This is a genomic window from Lysinibacillus sp. FSL M8-0355, assembly GCF_038008985.1.
GTDB lineage: Bacteria > Bacillota > Bacilli > Bacillales_A > Planococcaceae > Lysinibacillus > Lysinibacillus fusiformis_D.
This window is the reverse complement of the sequence record NZ_JBBPAI010000001.1, coordinates 4,070,058-4,088,018: the sequence shown is the minus strand read 5'-3', so window position 1 is coordinate 4,088,018 and position 17,961 is coordinate 4,070,058. Positions and strand designations below refer to the sequence as shown.

Annotated in this window: 17 protein-coding genes; 16 read left to right on the top strand and 1 reads right to left on the bottom strand. The window is 38.0% G+C overall.

The genetic code is table 11. From position 1 onward, the window contains the following. Window positions 1-30: 30 nt before the first annotated feature. Window positions 31-1,017 (bottom strand): metal-dependent hydrolase, encoded by a 987-nt coding sequence (locus MKY46_RS20005; protein ID WP_036122239.1) that lies wholly within the window; start codon window positions 1,015-1,017, stop codon window positions 31-33. A 196-nt stretch (window positions 1,018-1,213) separates the two neighbouring features. On the opposite strand from MKY46_RS20005, the gene mutY reads away from it, so the two are divergent. The 16 genes from mutY (at window position 1,214) to MKY46_RS19925 (ending at window position 17,956) form a co-directional block, all read left to right on the top strand. Further along, window positions 1,214-2,248, top strand: a complete 1,035-nt coding sequence (gene mutY, locus MKY46_RS20000) for an A/G-specific adenine glycosylase (RefSeq protein WP_036122236.1) — start codon at window positions 1,214-1,216, stop codon at window positions 2,246-2,248. A 95-nt stretch (window positions 2,249-2,343) separates the two neighbouring features. Then, window positions 2,344-2,520: a gamma-type small acid-soluble spore protein gene (locus MKY46_RS19995; protein ID WP_008173504.1), complete on the top strand. Its 177-nt coding sequence runs from the start codon at window positions 2,344-2,346 to the stop codon at window positions 2,518-2,520. A 307-nt stretch (window positions 2,521-2,827) separates the two neighbouring features. Then, window positions 2,828-3,376 (top strand): nucleoside tri-diphosphate phosphatase, encoded by a 549-nt coding sequence (gene ntdP, locus MKY46_RS19990; protein ID WP_036122234.1) that lies wholly within the window; start codon window positions 2,828-2,830, stop codon window positions 3,374-3,376. Between the two features lie 200 nt (window positions 3,377-3,576). Beyond that, complete coding sequence (locus MKY46_RS19985) at window positions 3,577-5,301, top strand: ABC transporter ATP-binding protein (RefSeq protein ID WP_196243740.1); 1,725 nt, start codon at window positions 3,577-3,579, stop codon at window positions 5,299-5,301. Between the two features lie 278 nt (window positions 5,302-5,579). Further along, entirely contained in the window at window positions 5,580-6,593 is a 1,014-nt protein-coding gene (locus MKY46_RS19980) for an ABC transporter ATP-binding protein (RefSeq protein WP_036122228.1), read from the top strand. Next, window positions 6,568-7,557 (top strand): ABC transporter ATP-binding protein, encoded by a 990-nt coding sequence (locus tag MKY46_RS19975; protein ID WP_036122226.1) that lies wholly within the window; start codon window positions 6,568-6,570, stop codon window positions 7,555-7,557. The genes MKY46_RS19980 and MKY46_RS19975 overlap by 26 nt, the downstream gene beginning before the upstream one ends. Window positions 7,558-7,578: 21 nt before the next feature. Beyond that, the gene (locus tag MKY46_RS19970; RefSeq protein WP_036122223.1) at window positions 7,579-9,195 is read left to right on the top strand and encodes an ABC transporter substrate-binding protein; all 1,617 of its coding nucleotides are present in this window, start codon (window positions 7,579-7,581) and stop codon (window positions 9,193-9,195) included. A gap of 227 nt (window positions 9,196-9,422) precedes the next feature. Continuing rightward, window positions 9,423-10,427 (top strand): ABC transporter permease, encoded by a 1,005-nt coding sequence (locus MKY46_RS19965; RefSeq protein ID WP_036122220.1) that lies wholly within the window; start codon window positions 9,423-9,425, stop codon window positions 10,425-10,427. A gap of 12 nt (window positions 10,428-10,439) precedes the next feature. Further along, window positions 10,440-11,336, top strand: coding sequence for a nickel transporter permease (nikC, locus tag MKY46_RS19960; protein ID WP_036122217.1), 897 nt, complete (start codon window positions 10,440-10,442; stop codon window positions 11,334-11,336). A gap of 283 nt (window positions 11,337-11,619) precedes the next feature. Next, window positions 11,620-12,237, top strand: a complete 618-nt coding sequence (locus MKY46_RS19955) for a TerD family protein (RefSeq protein WP_036122214.1) — start codon at window positions 11,620-11,622, stop codon at window positions 12,235-12,237. Between the two features lie 30 nt (window positions 12,238-12,267). Next, on the top strand, window positions 12,268-12,849 hold the full coding sequence (locus MKY46_RS19950; RefSeq protein WP_036122212.1) for a TerD family protein: 582 nt from the start codon (window positions 12,268-12,270) through the stop codon (window positions 12,847-12,849). 33 nt (window positions 12,850-12,882) lie between these two features. Further along, complete coding sequence (locus tag MKY46_RS19945; protein WP_036122208.1) at window positions 12,883-13,458, top strand: TerD family protein; 576 nt, start codon at window positions 12,883-12,885, stop codon at window positions 13,456-13,458. A gap of 35 nt (window positions 13,459-13,493) precedes the next feature. Then, window positions 13,494-14,240, top strand: a complete 747-nt coding sequence (locus MKY46_RS19940; protein WP_058844622.1) for a TerC family protein — start codon at window positions 13,494-13,496, stop codon at window positions 14,238-14,240. Window positions 14,241-14,323: 83 nt separating this feature from the next. Beyond that, entirely contained in the window at window positions 14,324-15,517 is a 1,194-nt protein-coding gene (locus MKY46_RS19935; RefSeq protein WP_340835208.1) for an HpcH/HpaI aldolase/citrate lyase family protein, read from the top strand. Beyond that, window positions 15,498-16,859: a phosphoribosyltransferase family protein gene (locus MKY46_RS19930; RefSeq protein ID WP_340835206.1), complete on the top strand. Its 1,362-nt coding sequence runs from the start codon at window positions 15,498-15,500 to the stop codon at window positions 16,857-16,859. The genes MKY46_RS19935 and MKY46_RS19930 overlap by 20 nt, the downstream gene beginning before the upstream one ends. Further along, entirely contained in the window at window positions 16,856-17,956 is a 1,101-nt protein-coding gene (locus MKY46_RS19925) for a cysteine protease StiP family protein (RefSeq protein ID WP_340835205.1), read from the top strand. Before MKY46_RS19930 ends, MKY46_RS19925 begins: the two co-directional genes overlap by 4 nt. Window positions 17,957-17,961 lie beyond the last annotated feature (5 nt).

Below are 17,961 nucleotides of genomic sequence, written 5' to 3'. Positions count from 1 at the left end.
CCCTGACCACTATTGGTCAGGGTTTACTGCTTAATTACTTGCGCCAATTTGTAGCTTTTTCTGTAGTTTATCTTCTGTAAAAATCCACCCTGTATAAGACGTAACAATTTCATAATCATCGTTTAAATGTGCAACAGCTACGAAAGGATAGCGATTATCACTACGATAACGTAAATCGATTAACCTTACTTCTGTTAAGCCATTTTCAAGTTCTGAAATTTCCCATCTGTACATTGGAGAGAAGGACACAAATGCAGCTAGATTAGAATCTTTCATTGCCGCATCTATAACTGGAGTTTTAGGTAAAGGCTTGATTTCGAATTTATCGTAAATATTAACAGTCCTTCCATAAGCACGCCCAACATAATAATGAGTCTTAGACTTGGCTGCGATTCGCCAGTGGAAGAAGCGCATTGTAGGTGCTACAATAACATATTCCTCGTCCTGAATGGTATGATGCACAGCTTTTTTTACAGCTCTTTGAACAGCAAATCGTAAAATATAATAAATCACAATTACGATATACATGATACTAAATGTCCAAACTGGATTTGTGCCAAATGCCCATAACACTATACCGAGGCAATGTAAGGAAAAGATAATTGGATCGAATGTATTGATGACACCTAATGCTACCCATTTTTTAGAGAATGGCCGAATTGCTTGCGTACCATAGGCGTTAAAAATATCAACAAAGACATGAAGGCCAACAGCTAAAAAGGTCCAAAGCCATAAATGAAACACATTTACGTCTTGCAAAATAAGCGATAAAACAACTGTAATTAAAATAGGCCAAATAGCCACAGCTGGTAGTGAATGTGTAATTCCTCGATGATGTCGAATATAGATAGCGTTATTACGTAGCTTTAACACAGTGTCGACATCTGGAGCTTGTGAGCCAATAATTGTCCCTGCCATTACTGCTGTAAAAGTCATTGAATGATTGGCTACTACAGGGTCGGCTAATGCAAGACCGCCAAGGGCAATACCCATAACGAAATGTGTACCTGAATCCAAAAATATCCACTCCTAGTATGCGGTAAAATCGAGTACAATGTGCATACATCTTTATTTCAATAATAATAAAAGATCTATTAAATTTTATGACATTCAAGCAAAGGAGACGATTTTTGTCGACTAAACCCGAATGTTCTTTTCTTAATTGTATACCCTTTTCATCATAAATTAAATCGTAAAAACAACGGAGGTCACTGTGAATTACCCATATGTAACAGAATTTCGACAATCTTTAGTCGACTGGTTTAACGCTGAGAAACGCGACTTACCGTGGAGACATACAACTGACCCTTATAAAATTTGGGTATCAGAAGTGATGCTACAGCAGACACGTGTCGACACAGTTATTCCTTATTACAATCGTTTTATGGAAAGTTTTCCAACATTAGATTTGCTCGCAGAAGCACCACAAGAATACTTACTGAAGCATTGGGAAGGTCTTGGGTATTATTCTCGAGCTCGCAACTTACAAGCAGGTGCTCGTGAGGTTTTAGAAAATTACGGAGGCGTAGTACCAGACAATCGCCACGAAATATCAAAATTAAAAGGTGTTGGTCCCTATACTGCAGGTGCTATTTTAAGTATTGCCTACAACAAGCCTGAACATGCAGTAGACGGTAATGTTATGCGAGTTTTAAGTAGGGTACTTGATATACATGATGACATCGCTATGCCAAAAACGAAGAAAGTTTTCGAAGTAGCGGTGGAGAAACTCATTGATCCTGAGCATGCTTCCTCTTTTAACCAAGGTTTAATGGAACTCGGCGCGCTTATTTGTACACCTACCTCGCCCAAATGTTTATTATGCCCAGTACGAGAATATTGTACGGCGTTTAATGAAGGGGAACCAGACAAATTACCTGTCAAATCAAAAAAAATAAAAATGAAGCACCTTACATATGATGTCCTTGTATGTGAAGATGAAAACGGACGATTTTTAATGCAGCAGCGTCCTGAGAAAGGTCTACTTGCTAATCTATGGCAATTTCCGATGATTGACACAAGCCAATCTACAGTAGAAAACTTTAAAAAAGAATTTACAGTAAATGTTCATGCCGAACATGAGTTGCTTACATTTAAACATGTTTTTTCACATTTAACTTGGCATATAAATAGCTATTATATGAAATGTGAGTCTTTTGCGCAGGGCGACTGGCTAAGCCGAGAGCAAATAGAACGTTTGCCGATGCCTGTCCCGATGCTAAAAATTTGGGAAGAAGTCAAAAAGTAAATCGCAGGAAATTAAATCCATCTTAAAATAATCAATTCATGAGCATAAAAGTCATCACCTCAGTACACAATAACTAGCGTGGAGGTGAATGAAGGATGAAAAAACAAAACAACCAAAATTTCCAACCGAATAAAAACATGCAACGTCAAAGTGAAGAGTTTGGTTATGAAACGGACGTAAATGAAGTGCAAAAGCAAAATGCAAAAGCAGAGCAAAAGAAAGCTCCAGCTTCAGGCCGTTTCTCTAAAACTAACCAAGATTTAGGTGAGTAACACTTTGTAACTGCATAACTGCATTTACCTCTAAGGGGCTGTCTAAAATCCGAAAAGATGAAAAAGACAGCCCCTTTCTAATTGCTAAGAAAATCCTCTAAAAGTGGTATAGCGTTGCAATTAATTAAATAATCCCACTGAGGCTGACAAGCTTATAAAAATCGCTTTAATTGACTAAATTTTATACTAATTCAAAATGGCGTAGTGAAATTTGTGGTTTTCTAACTACACCTTTCGCGTACACATTGCTATAATATACTAGAGACTGCTAGATTTAGGTAGCATAGACGAAAAGGTGGGCTTCAAAATGGCATTACCGGTAGAAGGAGAAACGATACAAATACATAGTTATAAGCACAATGGCCGTATCCACCGTGTTTGGCAAGAAACGATGGTTTTAAAAGGAACAAAGAATATCGTTATCGGTGCGAATGAACGGACCCTTGTGACAGAATCCGATGGTCGGACATGGCTAACGAGAGAGCCTTCTATTTGTTACTTTCATGCGGAACACTGGTTTAACATCATCTGTATGCTACGTGAAGACGGTGTGTATTATTATTGTAATCTAAGCTCACCATTTGTTTTCGATAATAATGCCATTAAATATATCGACTATGATTTAGACATTAAAGTTTATCCTGACATGTCTTATACCCTCTTAGATGAGGATGAATATGAGCTTCATCGTAAGGAAATGTCTTATCCTGAAGTCATTGATAAAATTTTAAAGCGCAATGTCGATAAATTAATAAGCTGGATTCAACAAAAAAGAGGACCATTTGCACCCGACTTCATCGATGTCTGGACAAATCGTTACAAGTTCCAGCTTGATATGCAGTCAGATGATTGTTAGTGACACCTATTAGTTTACCTAATAGGTGTTTTTTTGTTGGATACAGCCAACTGTAAAGAGAGAAGTAAAATAGTTCGCTGTAAAGTCAATATAACTGTATTTTAATCAAAATATTGCTATAATACGTAGGGCATTCATAATCGAATGTCTGTTTCTTTTTGTAAGGATGTGATGAAAAGTTGGGAAGCATAAAGCGGTATATGCGCTTTGTAAAACCATATACATGGGAAATTATTTTAACGATTATCATTGGTATAGTGAAATTTGCTATTCCCCTGTTTATTCCACTACTCATTAAAATTGTGTTAGATGATATTATTGCAGCAGAAGACCTAACAGATGTAGATAAAACAAAAGAGCTGTTATATTGGTTAGGCGGAACCATTATTGTGTTCTTTATTATCCGTCCACCAATCGAGTATTATCGTCAATATTTTGCACAACACGTTAGTAATAAGGTGTTGTTTGATATTCGTAAGGAAATCTACGCACATTTACAGCGATTAAGTTTAAAATATTATGCCAATACACGTGCTGGAGATGTTATATCAAGGGTCATTAATGATGTTGAGCAAACGAAGAACTTTGTTATGACGGGGTTAATGAATGTTTGGCTGGACCTAGCGACGATTATTATTGCGATTGTCATTATGCTAACAATGGATGTAAAGCTGACATTAGTCGCATTAGTCGCTTTCCCATTTTATGCATTAAGTGTGAAATACTTTTTTGGCAAACTGCGAGCTTTAACACGTAAACGTTCTCAAGCACTTGCGGGTGTACAAAGTTATTTACATGAACGTGTAGCTGGTATGAGCATTATTAAGAGTTTCACACTAGAAAAGCATGAACAAAAATTATTTGATACAGCAAATGGGGAATTTTTAGAAAAGGCACTCGACCAAACAAAGTGGAATGCTAAGTCATTTGCAGTAGTTAATACAATCACGGATGTAGCGCCATTGTTGGTCATAGCCTATGCGGGCTACCAAGTCATAAATGGATCACTTTCAGTTGGAACAATGGTTGCTTTTATTGCTTATATTGAACGATTGTATGGTCCACTTCGCCGCCTTGTAAGTGCCTCGACTACTTTGACGCAGTCGATCGCCTCAATGGATCGGATGTTTGAATTAATAGATGAGCCTTATGAAGTGAAAAACAAGGACAATGCTCGTGAACTACTACGTGCAAATGGGGAAGTTTGCTTTCACAACGTGTCCTTCCAATATGAAAAAGTTGGCGCATCTATTTTAAATGCTATCGATTTTACGATTAATCCTGGAGAAACTGTTGCATTTGTTGGGATGAGTGGTGGTGGTAAATCCACGATTATCAGTTTGATTCCTCGTTTTTACGATACAACAAGTGGTAAGGTGACGATTGATGGACACGATGTACGAGATGTCACTATACATTCGTTACGCTCACAGATTGGTATTGTTCTGCAAGATAATATACTTTTTAGTGATTCTGTTAAAGAAAATATTTTAATGGGACGACCAGGTGCAACAGATGAACAAGTCATTGAGGCAGCTAAAGCTGCAAATGCACATGACTTTATTATGGGTTTGCCTAATGGCTATGATACAAAGGTTGGAGAACGAGGCGTAAAGCTATCTGGCGGGCAAAAACAACGGGTTGCTATTGCGCGAGTATTTTTAAAAAATCCACCGATTTTAATCCTTGATGAAGCTACTTCTGCGTTAGATTTAGAAAGTGAAGCATTGATTCAAGAATCACTCGATAAACTTGCTCATGAACGGACGACCATTATCATCGCACATCGTCTGTCTACTATTACCCATGCGGATAAGATTTTCGTCATAGATCATGGGCAATTAATAGAAAATGGTACACATGAACAATTAATGGACAGACAAGGAACGTATTATAATTTATTCCAAGTACAGCATTTAGATTAAAAATTATATGATATATGGAATTTTTTCAAAATAGCCTTTCATTTAATGAAGGCTATTTTTTTGTTATAAAGGCTAAAAAACTATCTCTTTATAAGATTTAGTTATTATGAAATGAGATTAATGTAGAAATACTATGTAATTTGGAGAATATTAGTGATTGAAAGAGCAAAGATTTTTAGGTAGAATTATCTGAAAATAGGGAATTTAACGAAAGTTATAGTATGCTATTAATAACATTATACAACTAAGTAAAATATAGGTAGGGTGGGACGTTGCGCATGAGGAAGAAGCTACTAGAAATAAAAGGTTTAAAAACAACCTTTTTCACAGATAATGGACAAATTCCTGCTGTAGATGATATCGATTTTTCTGTCCATGAAGGAGAAATTTTAGGAATTGTAGGAGAATCGGGAAGCGGAAAAAGCGTTACGTCGTTGTCCATCATGGGATTGATCCCATCACCACCAGGGAAAATAACAGGTGGCGAAATTTTGCTAGATGGCAAAAATCTCGCAAAATGTACGGATAAACAAATGCAAAAAATTCGTGGAAAAGACATTGCGATGATATTCCAGGAACCAATGACTTCTCTCAACCCCTTGTTTACGATTGGTGACCAGCTTAAAGAAGCGATTCAAATTCATAATCCTAAATGGTCGAAAAAGGAAGCGTTTGCAAGAGCGGTTGAAATTATGAAACTTGTCGGTTTACCACGGGCTGAGGAATTGTTAAAGGATTACCCCCACCAGCTATCTGGTGGAATGCGTCAAAGGGTTATGATTGCCATGGCACTTGTTTGTGATCCTCAAGTATTAATTGCAGACGAGCCTACAACCGCATTAGATGTGACGATTCAGGCTCAAATATTACAGCTCATGAAAGACTTAAATAAACGGTTGAATACAGCTGTGTTGTTAATTACACATGATTTGGGCGTTGTAGCGGAGACTTGTGAGCGAGTGATTGTAATGTATGCTGGACAAATCGTGGAAGAGGCACCGATTCAAGAAGTTTTTACTAATCCGAAACATCCTTATACACAAGGACTTATTCAATCAGTACCTGATATGCGTTACAAAAAAGACAATCTATATTCTATTCCTGGTAGTGTACCAAAACCTGGGAGCATCCAGGTCGGCTGTCGATTTGCGGCACGCTGTGAACATGCGATGGAACGTTGTTTACAAGAAACACCACCTTTATTTGAGGCAGCAGAGAACCATAAATCGAGATGTTTTTTACTAGAGAAGCAGGGGGTGGAACAGCGTGTCGAAAGCGTTATTAAAGGTTGATGGTTTAAAAAAATATTTTCCTATTCGAAAGGGTGTCCTGAATTCACATGCTGGGGATGTGAAGGCGGTGGATGATGTTTCATTTGAGGTATTTGAGGGAGAAACATTAGGCATTGTAGGAGAGTCAGGCTGTGGTAAATCCACAACAGGCCGCTTATTAATGCGTTTATTGGAGCCAACGGAAGGTAAAATAGAATTCGCAGGTAAAGTAATTTCAGAATTATCCAATAATGAAATGAGGAAGGCACGTAGAGATATTCAAATGATTTTTCAGGATCCCTATGCCTCATTAAATCCGCGCCATAACATCGGCAAAATTTTAGAGGAGCCCCTTATTGTTCATGGCATAGGAAATGCCAAAGAGCGGAAACAAAAGGTGTTGGAGCTACTTGAGATTGTTGGATTGAATGAATATCATATCAAGCGTTATCCGCACCAGTTTAGCGGAGGGCAAAGGCAGCGTATCGGAATTGCTAGAGCCTTGATGACCAACCCGCGCTTAATTATTGCGGACGAGCCAGTATCTGCGCTAGATGTGTCCATACAGGCACAAGTATTAAATTTATTGCAAAAGCTGCAAAAGGATTTAAAGCTGACTTATATTTTTATTTCCCATGATTTAGGGGTAGTGCGCCACATCAGCAATCGTGTTGGCGTAATGTACCTAGGTAAATTAGTAGAGTTGACAGCGAGTGAGGACTTATATGCTGAACCGCTTCATCCATATACACAGGCACTCTTATCTTCAGTCCCTGTTCCTGATCCGATGTTTGAACGGGAACAGATCATTATTTCTGGAGATATTCCGAGTGCATCAAACCCGCCAAGCGGTTGTACTTTCCATACGAGATGTCCTTTTAAAAAGGAGCAATGCTCACAAGTAGTACCTAAAATGCAAGAAGTAAAACCGGGTCATTATGTTGCTTGCCATCTTTATGAGGCGCTTCAACATTCAATGATATAAAAACTCATAGGGGGAAATTTAATGAAGAAAAAGAAGCTTTGGACTTTAGGTGTAATGCTACTCCTTATTCTCTCGACAATCTTAGCAGCTTGTGGCGGCTCAGATACTAAGGATACGGGTAGTAAAGATACATCAACTGGTGGCGATACAGCTGGCAGTGGTGAACCAAAAATATTAGTGTATGGTCGTGGTGGAGATTCAGTAGCACTAGACCCTGCTGTTGTTACAGATGGTGAATCTTTTACGGTAACAGCTAATATTTATGAAACATTAGTAAACTTTGGCGAACAAGATGTAACGATTCAACCTGGGTTAGCAAAATCATGGGAGGCTTCAGAAGATGGATTAACTTATACTTTTGAGCTACAAGAAGGTGTGAAGTTCCATGATGGTACAGATTTTAATGCCGAGGCAGTTGTGAAAAATATTGAACGTTGGAAGTCAAGTACTGATAAATATCCTTATTTTAGCTCCCAATTTGTCGTTGGAGACAAACAAGTAATCGAATCAGTTACTGCTGAAGGTGACTATAAGGTTGTATTTAAGTTAAGTCAACCACAAGCACCATTCCTAAAGAATTTAGCCATGTCCCCATTTGCGATTGCTTCGCCTACAGCATTTGAGGCAGATGAAGAAGGCTTATCTGCAAATCCAGTAGGAACAGGCCCATTCAAATTTGTTAGCTGGGTACGTAATGATTCTGTAACGATCGAGAAAAACCCAGACTACTATATTGATGGCTATCCAAAATTAGATAAAGTTATTTATCGTTCTATTCCAGATAACTCTGCGCGTTTAAATGATTTGTTAGCAGGCAATATTGATGTGGCTGATGGTTTAAGTCCATCTGATAAAGCAACAATCGAAGGCGATGCTAAATTACAATTAATCGAACGTCCATCTATGAACGTTGGTTATCTAGGTTTAACAGTGACTCGACCACCATTCGATAATGTCAAAGTGCGTCAAGCAGTCAACTATGCAATTGATAAGCAAGCATTGGTGGATGCATTTTATGAAGGACTAGCAGAGCCAGCGAAAAACCCAATGCCACCAGTAATTTCAGGTTATAACGATGATGTTACAGGCTATACGTATGATCCTGAAAAGGCGAAGGCATTACTTGCTGAAGCAGGCTATGATGGTAAAGAAATTGAACTATGGGCAATGCCAGTACCACGTCCATACATGCCAGACGGACAAAAAGTAGCAGAAGCGATTCAAAAGAACTTAGAAGATGTAGGCATTAAATCTAAAATTGTATCATTTGAATGGGCTACTTATTTAGAAAAAGCACAAAATGGTGAAGCGGATGCATTCTTACTTGGCTGGACAGGTGATAATGGAGATGCGGATAACTTCCTATACACGTTATTAGACGGCGATAATATCGGTTCTAATAACTATACATTCTATGACAATCCAGAATTACACAAAATATTGACAGCTGCTCAAACTGAAATTGATGAGGACAAGCGTAATGAACTTTATAAGCAAGCTCAAGTCATGATTTCTGAGGATGCTCCATGGGTTCCACTTGCTCACTCTATTCCAATTTTAGCTGCTAATGCGAAAGTGACGAATTATATTGCGCATCCTACAGGTTCTGACCGTTTAGATGCAGTAGATATTCAATAGTAAACTTCATTTTCTAATTGAATAGAGGAGTTTAAAAGAATCTGCTTGCTTTTCTGCGGGTAAGCCGTGGAAATCTCGCAGATTCTTTTCTAGTAATAGACAATCATTTTCTCCTGTGTGAAAGATCACTCATCTAAACATTCAAAATCGTTTGGTGAAGGTTCAACCTTTCAACAGTATATAAAGACTTCAAAGTAGATTATGAAAATCATAGAGAGGTGATGAAGATGCTTCACTATATGGGGAGACGTTTACTCCAGCTAATCCCAGTTTTGCTTGGAATGACTTTTATCGTCTTTATGTTGATACGCGCAATACCTGGTAATCCAGCACAAGTTATTTTAGGACAACAGGCGACAAAAGAGGCGGTCGAGGCGTTAAACGCAAGTTTAGGATTAGATAAGCCTTGGTATACACAATATTTTAGTTATTTAGCAGGCATTTTTCAGGGAGATTTAGGTGTTTCCTTACGTACAAAATTACCTGTATCAGAAGAAATTTTTCCATACTTAGCAGCAACAGCTGAACTTGCATTTTTCGCAATGATTATTGCCATTGTTATTGGGGTGAATGCGGGTATTATTTCTGCATGGTTCCAAAATTCTTGGTTCGATTATACAGCGATGGTGGTGGCATTAGTTGGTGTATCTGTACCTGTATTCTGGCTAGGCTTGATGGAACAGTGGACATTTAGTAGTCAGCTTGGCTGGTTACCTACTTCTGGTCGAGAGGATGTTCGAAATCCAATAACCTCTATAACCCATTTTTATTTATTGGATACGCTCATTCAAGGGCGCTTCGATCAATTTATTGAAGTTGTAAAGAGGTTAATATTACCGGGAGTTGCACTGGCAACCATTCCTATGGCTATTATTGCAAGAATCACAAGATCTTCTATGTTAGAAGTTATGCGCTCAGATTATGTACGTACTGCAAGAGCAAAAGGCCAAAAAATGTTTATTGTTGTGTATAAGCATGCTTTAAAGAACGCTATTATTCCTGTAATAACGGTAATCGGGTTACAGACGGGGTTACTACTAGGGGGAGCCATTCTAACAGAGACGATTTTTAGTTGGCCAGGAATTGGTCGTTATATTTATGATGCGATTGGCTTCAGGGATTATCCTGTCATTCAATCAGGTATTCTAATCGTTGCATTTATTTTCATCATGATTAACTTAATCGTGGACTTACTGTATACAGTGATTGATCCACGTATTAAATACAAATAGAAGGGAGCTGCAATGATGACTGGAGCAATTGACATAAAAAAAGAAGCAGCACCAGTTCAAGAACGAGCGGTCGGTCCATGGTTAGAGGGCTGGCGAAGCTTTAAAAAGAGCAAAATCTCTTTAATAGGTGCAGGGATTGTTATATTTTTTATATTACTTGCTGTAGTAGGACCGCTCGTTGCACCACAAGGGATAAATGAACAAGATTTATCGAAGCGTTTACTAGCACCATCAGGTGATCATTGGTTTGGAACAGATGATTTTGGGCGAGATATTTTTTCTAGAATCATTCATGGTGCACGAATTTCGCTATGGGTAGGCTTTTTTTCAGTTGTTTTATCGGTAATTGTTGGTAGTTTGCTTGGTATTATCGCTGGTTATTATGGTAAATGGATTGATACAATTATTTCACGTATTTTTGATATTATGCTCGCTTTCCCTAGTATGCTATTAGCGATTGCTGTTGTGTCGGTACTAGGACCATCCTTACAAAATGCATTAATTGCCATTGCCATTATTAACATACCGAATTTTGGACGTTTAATTCGTTCCAAAGTGTTGAGCGTCAAAGAAGAAGAGTATATTGTCTCAGCAAAAGCAATCGGCATGCGTGATTCACGAATTTTATTTTCACATATTTTGCCGAATTCTATGACGCCTATTATTGTACAAGGAACGCTTGCAATTGCGACTGCCATCATCGAAGCAGCAGCATTAGGCTTCCTCGGACTGGGCGCTCAAGCACCAGCACCTGAGTGGGGAAAAATGTTAGCAGATGCTCGAAAGTTTTTATTAAATGCTCCTTGGACTATGATTTTCCCTGGATTAGCAATTATGCTAACGGTTCTTGGCTTTAACCTGATGGGAGATGGCCTAAGAGATGCACTCGATCCAAAGATGAAAAGTTAGTTAAATACTATAGCCTTCTACTAGTTAGAAGGTTTTTTTAGCTATTTTGCCCATCTATACGAAAGGGAATAAAAGGAACTCTTTTACAGCAAAGTCGTTTTAAAGAGTAGTAGGTAACAGGAGGAATTTTCTAAAAATAAGCGAAAATATCTTTTAGGAGCCATTAATTGAATTTTTTGTCACGTTATTTTAGACTTAAAAAGTAGAAAAATTTTATTTTAGTAGATTATTACTTACCATATAATCTTTCAGTTGAAATACATATTTGAGGAGGGTGTTAAAATTGGGGATTAATTTACAAAAAGGGCAACGAGTTGATTTAACAAAAGGTAACGCAGGTTTAAATAAAATTAAAGTAGGTTTAGGGTGGGACCCTGTAGCGCAAGAGAAAAGTGGCGGCTTTTTAGGTGGTTTATTTTCTAGTAGAAATAGTGGCAGTGGCAGAAGTATAGACTGTGATGCTTCAGTCTTAATGCTGCAAGATGATAAGGTGATAGCTGGAGACGATGTTGTTTACTTTGGAAAATTAACAAGTAATTGCGGCTCTGTTCGACATTCTGGTGATAATTTAACAGGAGACGGCGATGGCGATGATGAAGTAATTACAATTGAGCTATCGTCTGTACCAACGCAATATAACAAACTTGTGTTTGTTGTAAACATTTATGATGCAGCAGGTCGTAATCAACATTTCGGTATGATTCAAAATGCATATATTCGTGTGTATGATGACAGGACAGGAAGCGAACTAATTCGCTATAATTTAACTGATAATTATTCGAATTTAACGACGTTAGTCTGTGGAGAAATTTACCGTCATAATAGTGACTGGAAATTTGCTGCAGTTGGTACGGGAACGAATGATATAAAACTTGGCGATGTTGTTCGAAGATATCAATAAATAAATGACTATATAGGAGGAATAAAGAGTATGGGAATTTCACTACAAAAAGGTCAAAAGGTAGATTTAACAAAAACAAATCCAGGATTAACAAATGTTGTTGTAGGTTTAGGCTGGGATACAAATAAATATGACGGTGGTAATGATTTTGATTTAGATTCATCTGTATTTTTACTGGCTGATACAGGCAAAGTAGCTGATCAAAATGACTTTATTTTTTACAACAATACAACAGGTGGCAACGGTTCAGTTGAACATTCGGGCGATAATTTAACGGGTGTTGGTGAAGGTGACGATGAAGTGGTAAAAGTTGCATTAACGCAAGTGCCTGCTCATGTTCAACGATTAGCCTTCACTGTAACAATCCATGATGCAGAGTCTCGTAGTCAAAATTTCGGAATGGTGTCTAATGCGTATATTCGTATTGTTAATGCTGCTTCCAACGAGGAAATTATCCGTTATGATTTAGGCGAGGATTTCAGTATTGAAACAGCTATCGTAGTAGGGGAATTATACCGCCATAATGGAGAATGGAAATTTAATGCAATTGGTGCTGGCTACCAAGGTGGCTTAGCTGCTTTATGTAATGATTACGGCTTAAGTGTAAACTAAAATTTCATCTTTGGACAGAAAGGGAGATTTTGAATGGCTATTCAATTAAGTAAAGGGCAACGTATTGATTTAACCAAGCAAGACCCAGGATTAAATAGCATTGGCATTGGCTTAGGCTGGGATGTTAAGCAATTTGATGGTGGGCAAGACTTTGACCTCGATGCATCTGTATTTTTACTAGATGCATCAGGTAAATGTCGTAATGAACAAGATTTTATCTTCTATAATAATTTAGCGAGTCTAGACCAATCTGTTGTTCATACAGGTGATAATCGTACAGGTGAAGGTGATGGGGATGATGAAAAGATTCTTGTCAACTTAAAGCAAGTATCACCTCAAATTGAAAAGATTGTGGTAACGGTTACTATCTATGATGCTGAGGGTCGTCATCAAAACTTCGGACAAGTACTAAATGCTTATGTTCGATTGACAAATGAAGATTCGGGATCAGAGGTATTACGCTATGATTTAGGCGAAGATTTCAGTATTGAAACTGCCGTTGTATTTTGTGAGCTCTACCGTCATAATGGCGAGTGGAAATTTGCCGCAGTAGGCTCAGGCTATCAGGGTGGACTAGCAGCATTAATCAACGCATATGGCCTACAGTAACGAGTAGGGTATAGGTACATGACGGGGGATCTTCGGTGGATGTAATAAACGAGATATTAAATACATATGCACAGTTTTTTAACTGGCAGATGTGGGGACAAGTTTTAACAGATCCAGTATCATGGGGCCTTATTTTTTCATTGATTATTATGGAAGGGCTATTGTCTGCAGACAATGCGCTTGTTTTAGCAGTACTTGTTAAACATCTTCCACAGCATCAGCGGAAAAAAGCGCTAATGTATGGGATGTTTGGGGCTTATTTTTTCCGATTTCTCTTCATCGGTATTGGCGTTTACCTCGTAAAATTCTCTATTGTTAAAGTGATCGGTGCAACTTATTTAATGTGGTTAGTCATATTACATTTTAAAAATAAAAGCACTGATGAAGGAGACGCACACGAGTTTAAGAAGACAGGTTGGATGGTTCGAGTCTTTGGTACTTTCTGGGCGACTGTTATTTCAGTTGAATTAATGGATATCGCCTTTTCAGTAGACTCTATATTAGCGGCATTTGCCATATCCGATCAAGTATGGGTTCTTTTATTAGGTGGAGTTTTAGGCATTATTATGATGCGTACCATCGCTGGTGTATTTCTTTCATTGATTGAACGTGTACCAGAACTTGAAACGACTGCCTATATTTTAATTGCCATTATTGCATTGAAAATGTTTGCTAGTATTTTTGGATTCCATCTTTCACATGAAGTATTCTTTATTATTTTAATTGCTGCATTCTTATTGACGTTTATTGTTCACAAGATGAATAAGAAAACAGCAGTGTAAACAAGGCACTGTATTGGTCTGTATAGAACAGGCTGATACAGTGCTTTTTTCACAAAAGGCATAGTTATCGGGGAGAGGATTAGATGCAACACTTTGCAACAGAAGCAGAGACGATTTTTTTTAAGAAGCCACAGCCTTTTACTAAGTGGGAAACGCCAGATATTTTATCATATGCTCTAGGTGCGACTCTGTATATGCCAGCTTCTATGCCTGCGATTGTGAGTTTGATTCAATCACAAAAATATGAAGAACTCACATCACTCGTCATTGATCTGGAGGATGCAGTAGGCGATATAGAATTACAAGATTGTGAAGCGAAGTTGATGGAGGATATTAGTGAGCTATATGCACTCTATCAACAAAAAAAATTATTACTTCAGGATCTACCATTACTTTTTATTCGTGTACGTCATGTTGAGCAATTTCAAAGGTTAACAACTATTTTAGGGGAAAAGCAAGAAATACTAACGGGCTATGTATTTCCAAAGTTTACAGCAGCACAGGGTGCCCGTTATTTTGAGCTTCTTGAACAAACAATTTTAGAAAATGACTTAATTCTATATGGTATGCCGATTTTAGAGAGCCGTGAGGTGCTCTATAAGGAATCTCGCATGGAAGCATTATTAGACATTAAGGCAGTGCTACATCAATACAGAGCTCGTGTATTAAATGTACGTATTGGTGCCACTGATTTCTGTGGCATTTATGGAATTCGTCGTCGTATGGACTCGACCATTTATGATATCAGTGTGATCCGTGATTGTATTGCAGATATTGTCAACGTCCTTGGTCGTGAGGAAGACGGGTTTGTTATCTCCGGGCCTGTGTGGGAGTATTTTAGTAATCAGCGTGTATTAAAGCCTGCATTAAGAGAAACACCATTTAGTGAAAAGGGAGCTCTTGATACGAGGAAAGCATTATTAGACGATTGTTTAGATGGATTAATGAAAGAAGTGTTAATGGATAAACAAAATGGTATTGTGGGAAAAACAATTATTCATCCTAGTCATATCCGTGTTGTTCATGCCCTCTATGCCATTTCCTATGAAGAATATTTAGATGCGCTAAGTATTGTAGAGAATAATGATGGTCGCAAAGGTGTGATGAAAAGTCACTATGCGAACAAGATGAATGAAATCAAACCACATATGAGATGGGCGCAGCGAATATTAAAACAGGCACAAGTCTATGGTGTCTATCATGAATCTGTCGATTTTGCCTCACTCTTATTAAATTCAGAAATAGGTGGTAGTGTTTATGCAACAACAAATGAGTAAATTAAGCATTTTACCGGATTATTCAATCGATATAGAAATTACCCACAATCCGCATAATTTTGCGCTAACCAACTTGTTTAAAATGGCTGCTCGTATTAATAAGAAGAGACAATTTTTGTTTGTGAGCACTGTACTTGGTAAACATTTAGCTGTGCGCCCGCAAGTGCCCTTACTGACAGGGACCCTGCTCGCCATGATGTATCGTCAGCATCTTACTGGACAAAAAGTAGCAGCTTCATCAGCAGTCGTTAAAGCTTTAAAAGAGGGTGCGGATTTGTCAGAAGTACAAAATTCTACAGAGGGTAGCCTCGAGTTAGCACAAGAAACATTGTTCATTGGATTTGCCGAGACAGCTACTGCACTAGGACATGCGGTATTTAACGCATACGATTCGAATGCAATGTATATTCACACAACACGTGAAGTGCTTCCCGATTTTGAGCCCTTTGTTACATTTGAGGAAGAACACTCCCATGCGACAAGCCATAGAATTTATACTGAGGAGCCAGAAGTGTTACTACAAGCTAAACGCATTGTGTTAATTGATGATGAGATTACTACTGGAAATACGGTTATTAATATCATTCAAACATTAAGACAGAAATTTCCGTTAGTTAAGCAGTATGCTGTGCTCTCTATTTTAGATTGGCGTTCTGAACAGCAACAAAAGATTTTTCAGCAATTAGAAGAGCAATGGGGTATTTCCATTACGTTCACCTCAATCATCTGTGGACACTTTAATTGTTCTGGTATACCAAGCTTAACGAGCACACAGCCTAATATACTAACACAACCTACAAATAATCTGACACTATGGCCAATTCAAGAATCTATTGATCGTAAGTTTTATCGATCTATTGCTGAGAATAAATTCGTAAATAGTCAACCCTATCTAGTAGCAACAGGGAGATTTATGCTCACGTCAAAACAGCATTTTCAACAAAAGAAAATGTTACAGACCATCGCCAAGCAATTACAAAAGCTTCGTACAGATGGTCCGGCATTAGTTATTGGAACAGGTGAGTTTATGTATGTTCCTATGCAAATTGCCTCTTATTTAGGAAACGACGTTTATTTTCAATCAACTACTCGTAGTCCGATCTATTGTACGGACGATTTAGGATACACGATTACTGAAAAAATAGCCTTTGAAAGTCCAGAGAATAATGGCGTTGATAATTATTTATATAATATACAAAGCAAATCCTACACGGAACTTTTCTTTATGGTGGAACGTATAGCAAGTAAAGAGGTTGTTGCTCGTGTGGTAAAGGAGTTACAAATACTAAGTAACGCCAAAGTCTACGTGATTTGTATGCATGAATGGGAGGTAGAACAATGATTTCAACTTTGCAGCCAGACAAAATGGGGAGCTATGCACCAGAGGATGTTCTATTTTTATTGCGTGATATTGGGCATGTTTATCTTGAACTGGATAATGAAAAACGTGAACAGCTTATTCAATCAGGCACACATTATTCTGAAATGCTACCAATGGAAAGGCAACCATCTAACACCTATATGAATCTTTTTTATAAAACGTTAGATGCGCATGTAGAGAGAGTAGCCATCGCTGTTGGAGTGGTGGCAGAGCAAATCATTGAAAATAGAGGGCTAGAAAACTTAGTGCTTGTTAGTTTAGCAAGGGCAGGTACACCCATTGGCATTTTAATCAAACGGTATATAGCCATGCGATATAGGGTGAATATTCCACATTACTCTATTTCTATACTACGTGGTCGAGGGTTTGATGAGGTAGCGATCCGTTACATTTTGACAGAGCATCCCCTAGGAAATCTTCAATTTATTGATGGCTGGACAGGAAAAGGGGCAATTACCAATGAATTAATCCATTCCTGTCAAAAATTTAATGCGCAACAGCCCGGACAATTAAATGCCAATTTAGCTGTATTGGCTGATCCTGGGCATTGTGCTACCATCTATGGAACTCGTCAAGACTTTTTAATCCCGTCTGCTTGTTTAAATTCGACTGTATCTGGATTGGTGAGTAGAACGGTGTTAAATTTACAGTTCATGGATGCAAATGACTTTCATGGTGCTAAATACTACAAAGAGTTAGAAGATATGGATGTCTCTAACCTGTACATAGAACGTATCGTCACATGTTTTGAACATGTACAGAGTACGATATTGCAACAATTTCAAGAGCAGGTCATCGCTCCCATTACTTGGGAGGGCATGAAGTCTGTGCAAAAGATTCAACGCGATTTTGGCATTGAGAATATTCATTTTATCAAACCAGGTGTAGGTGAGACGACTAGAGTGTTGCTTCGACGGTTACCTTGGAAAATTTTAATTAATCCACAGTACTTGCATGAATTGGGACATATTTTATTATTAGCCAAAGAAAAAAATGTACAGGTAGAAGAATATTCGAATATGTCCTATGCATGTTGTGGCTTAATCAAAGCATTATAGAGGAG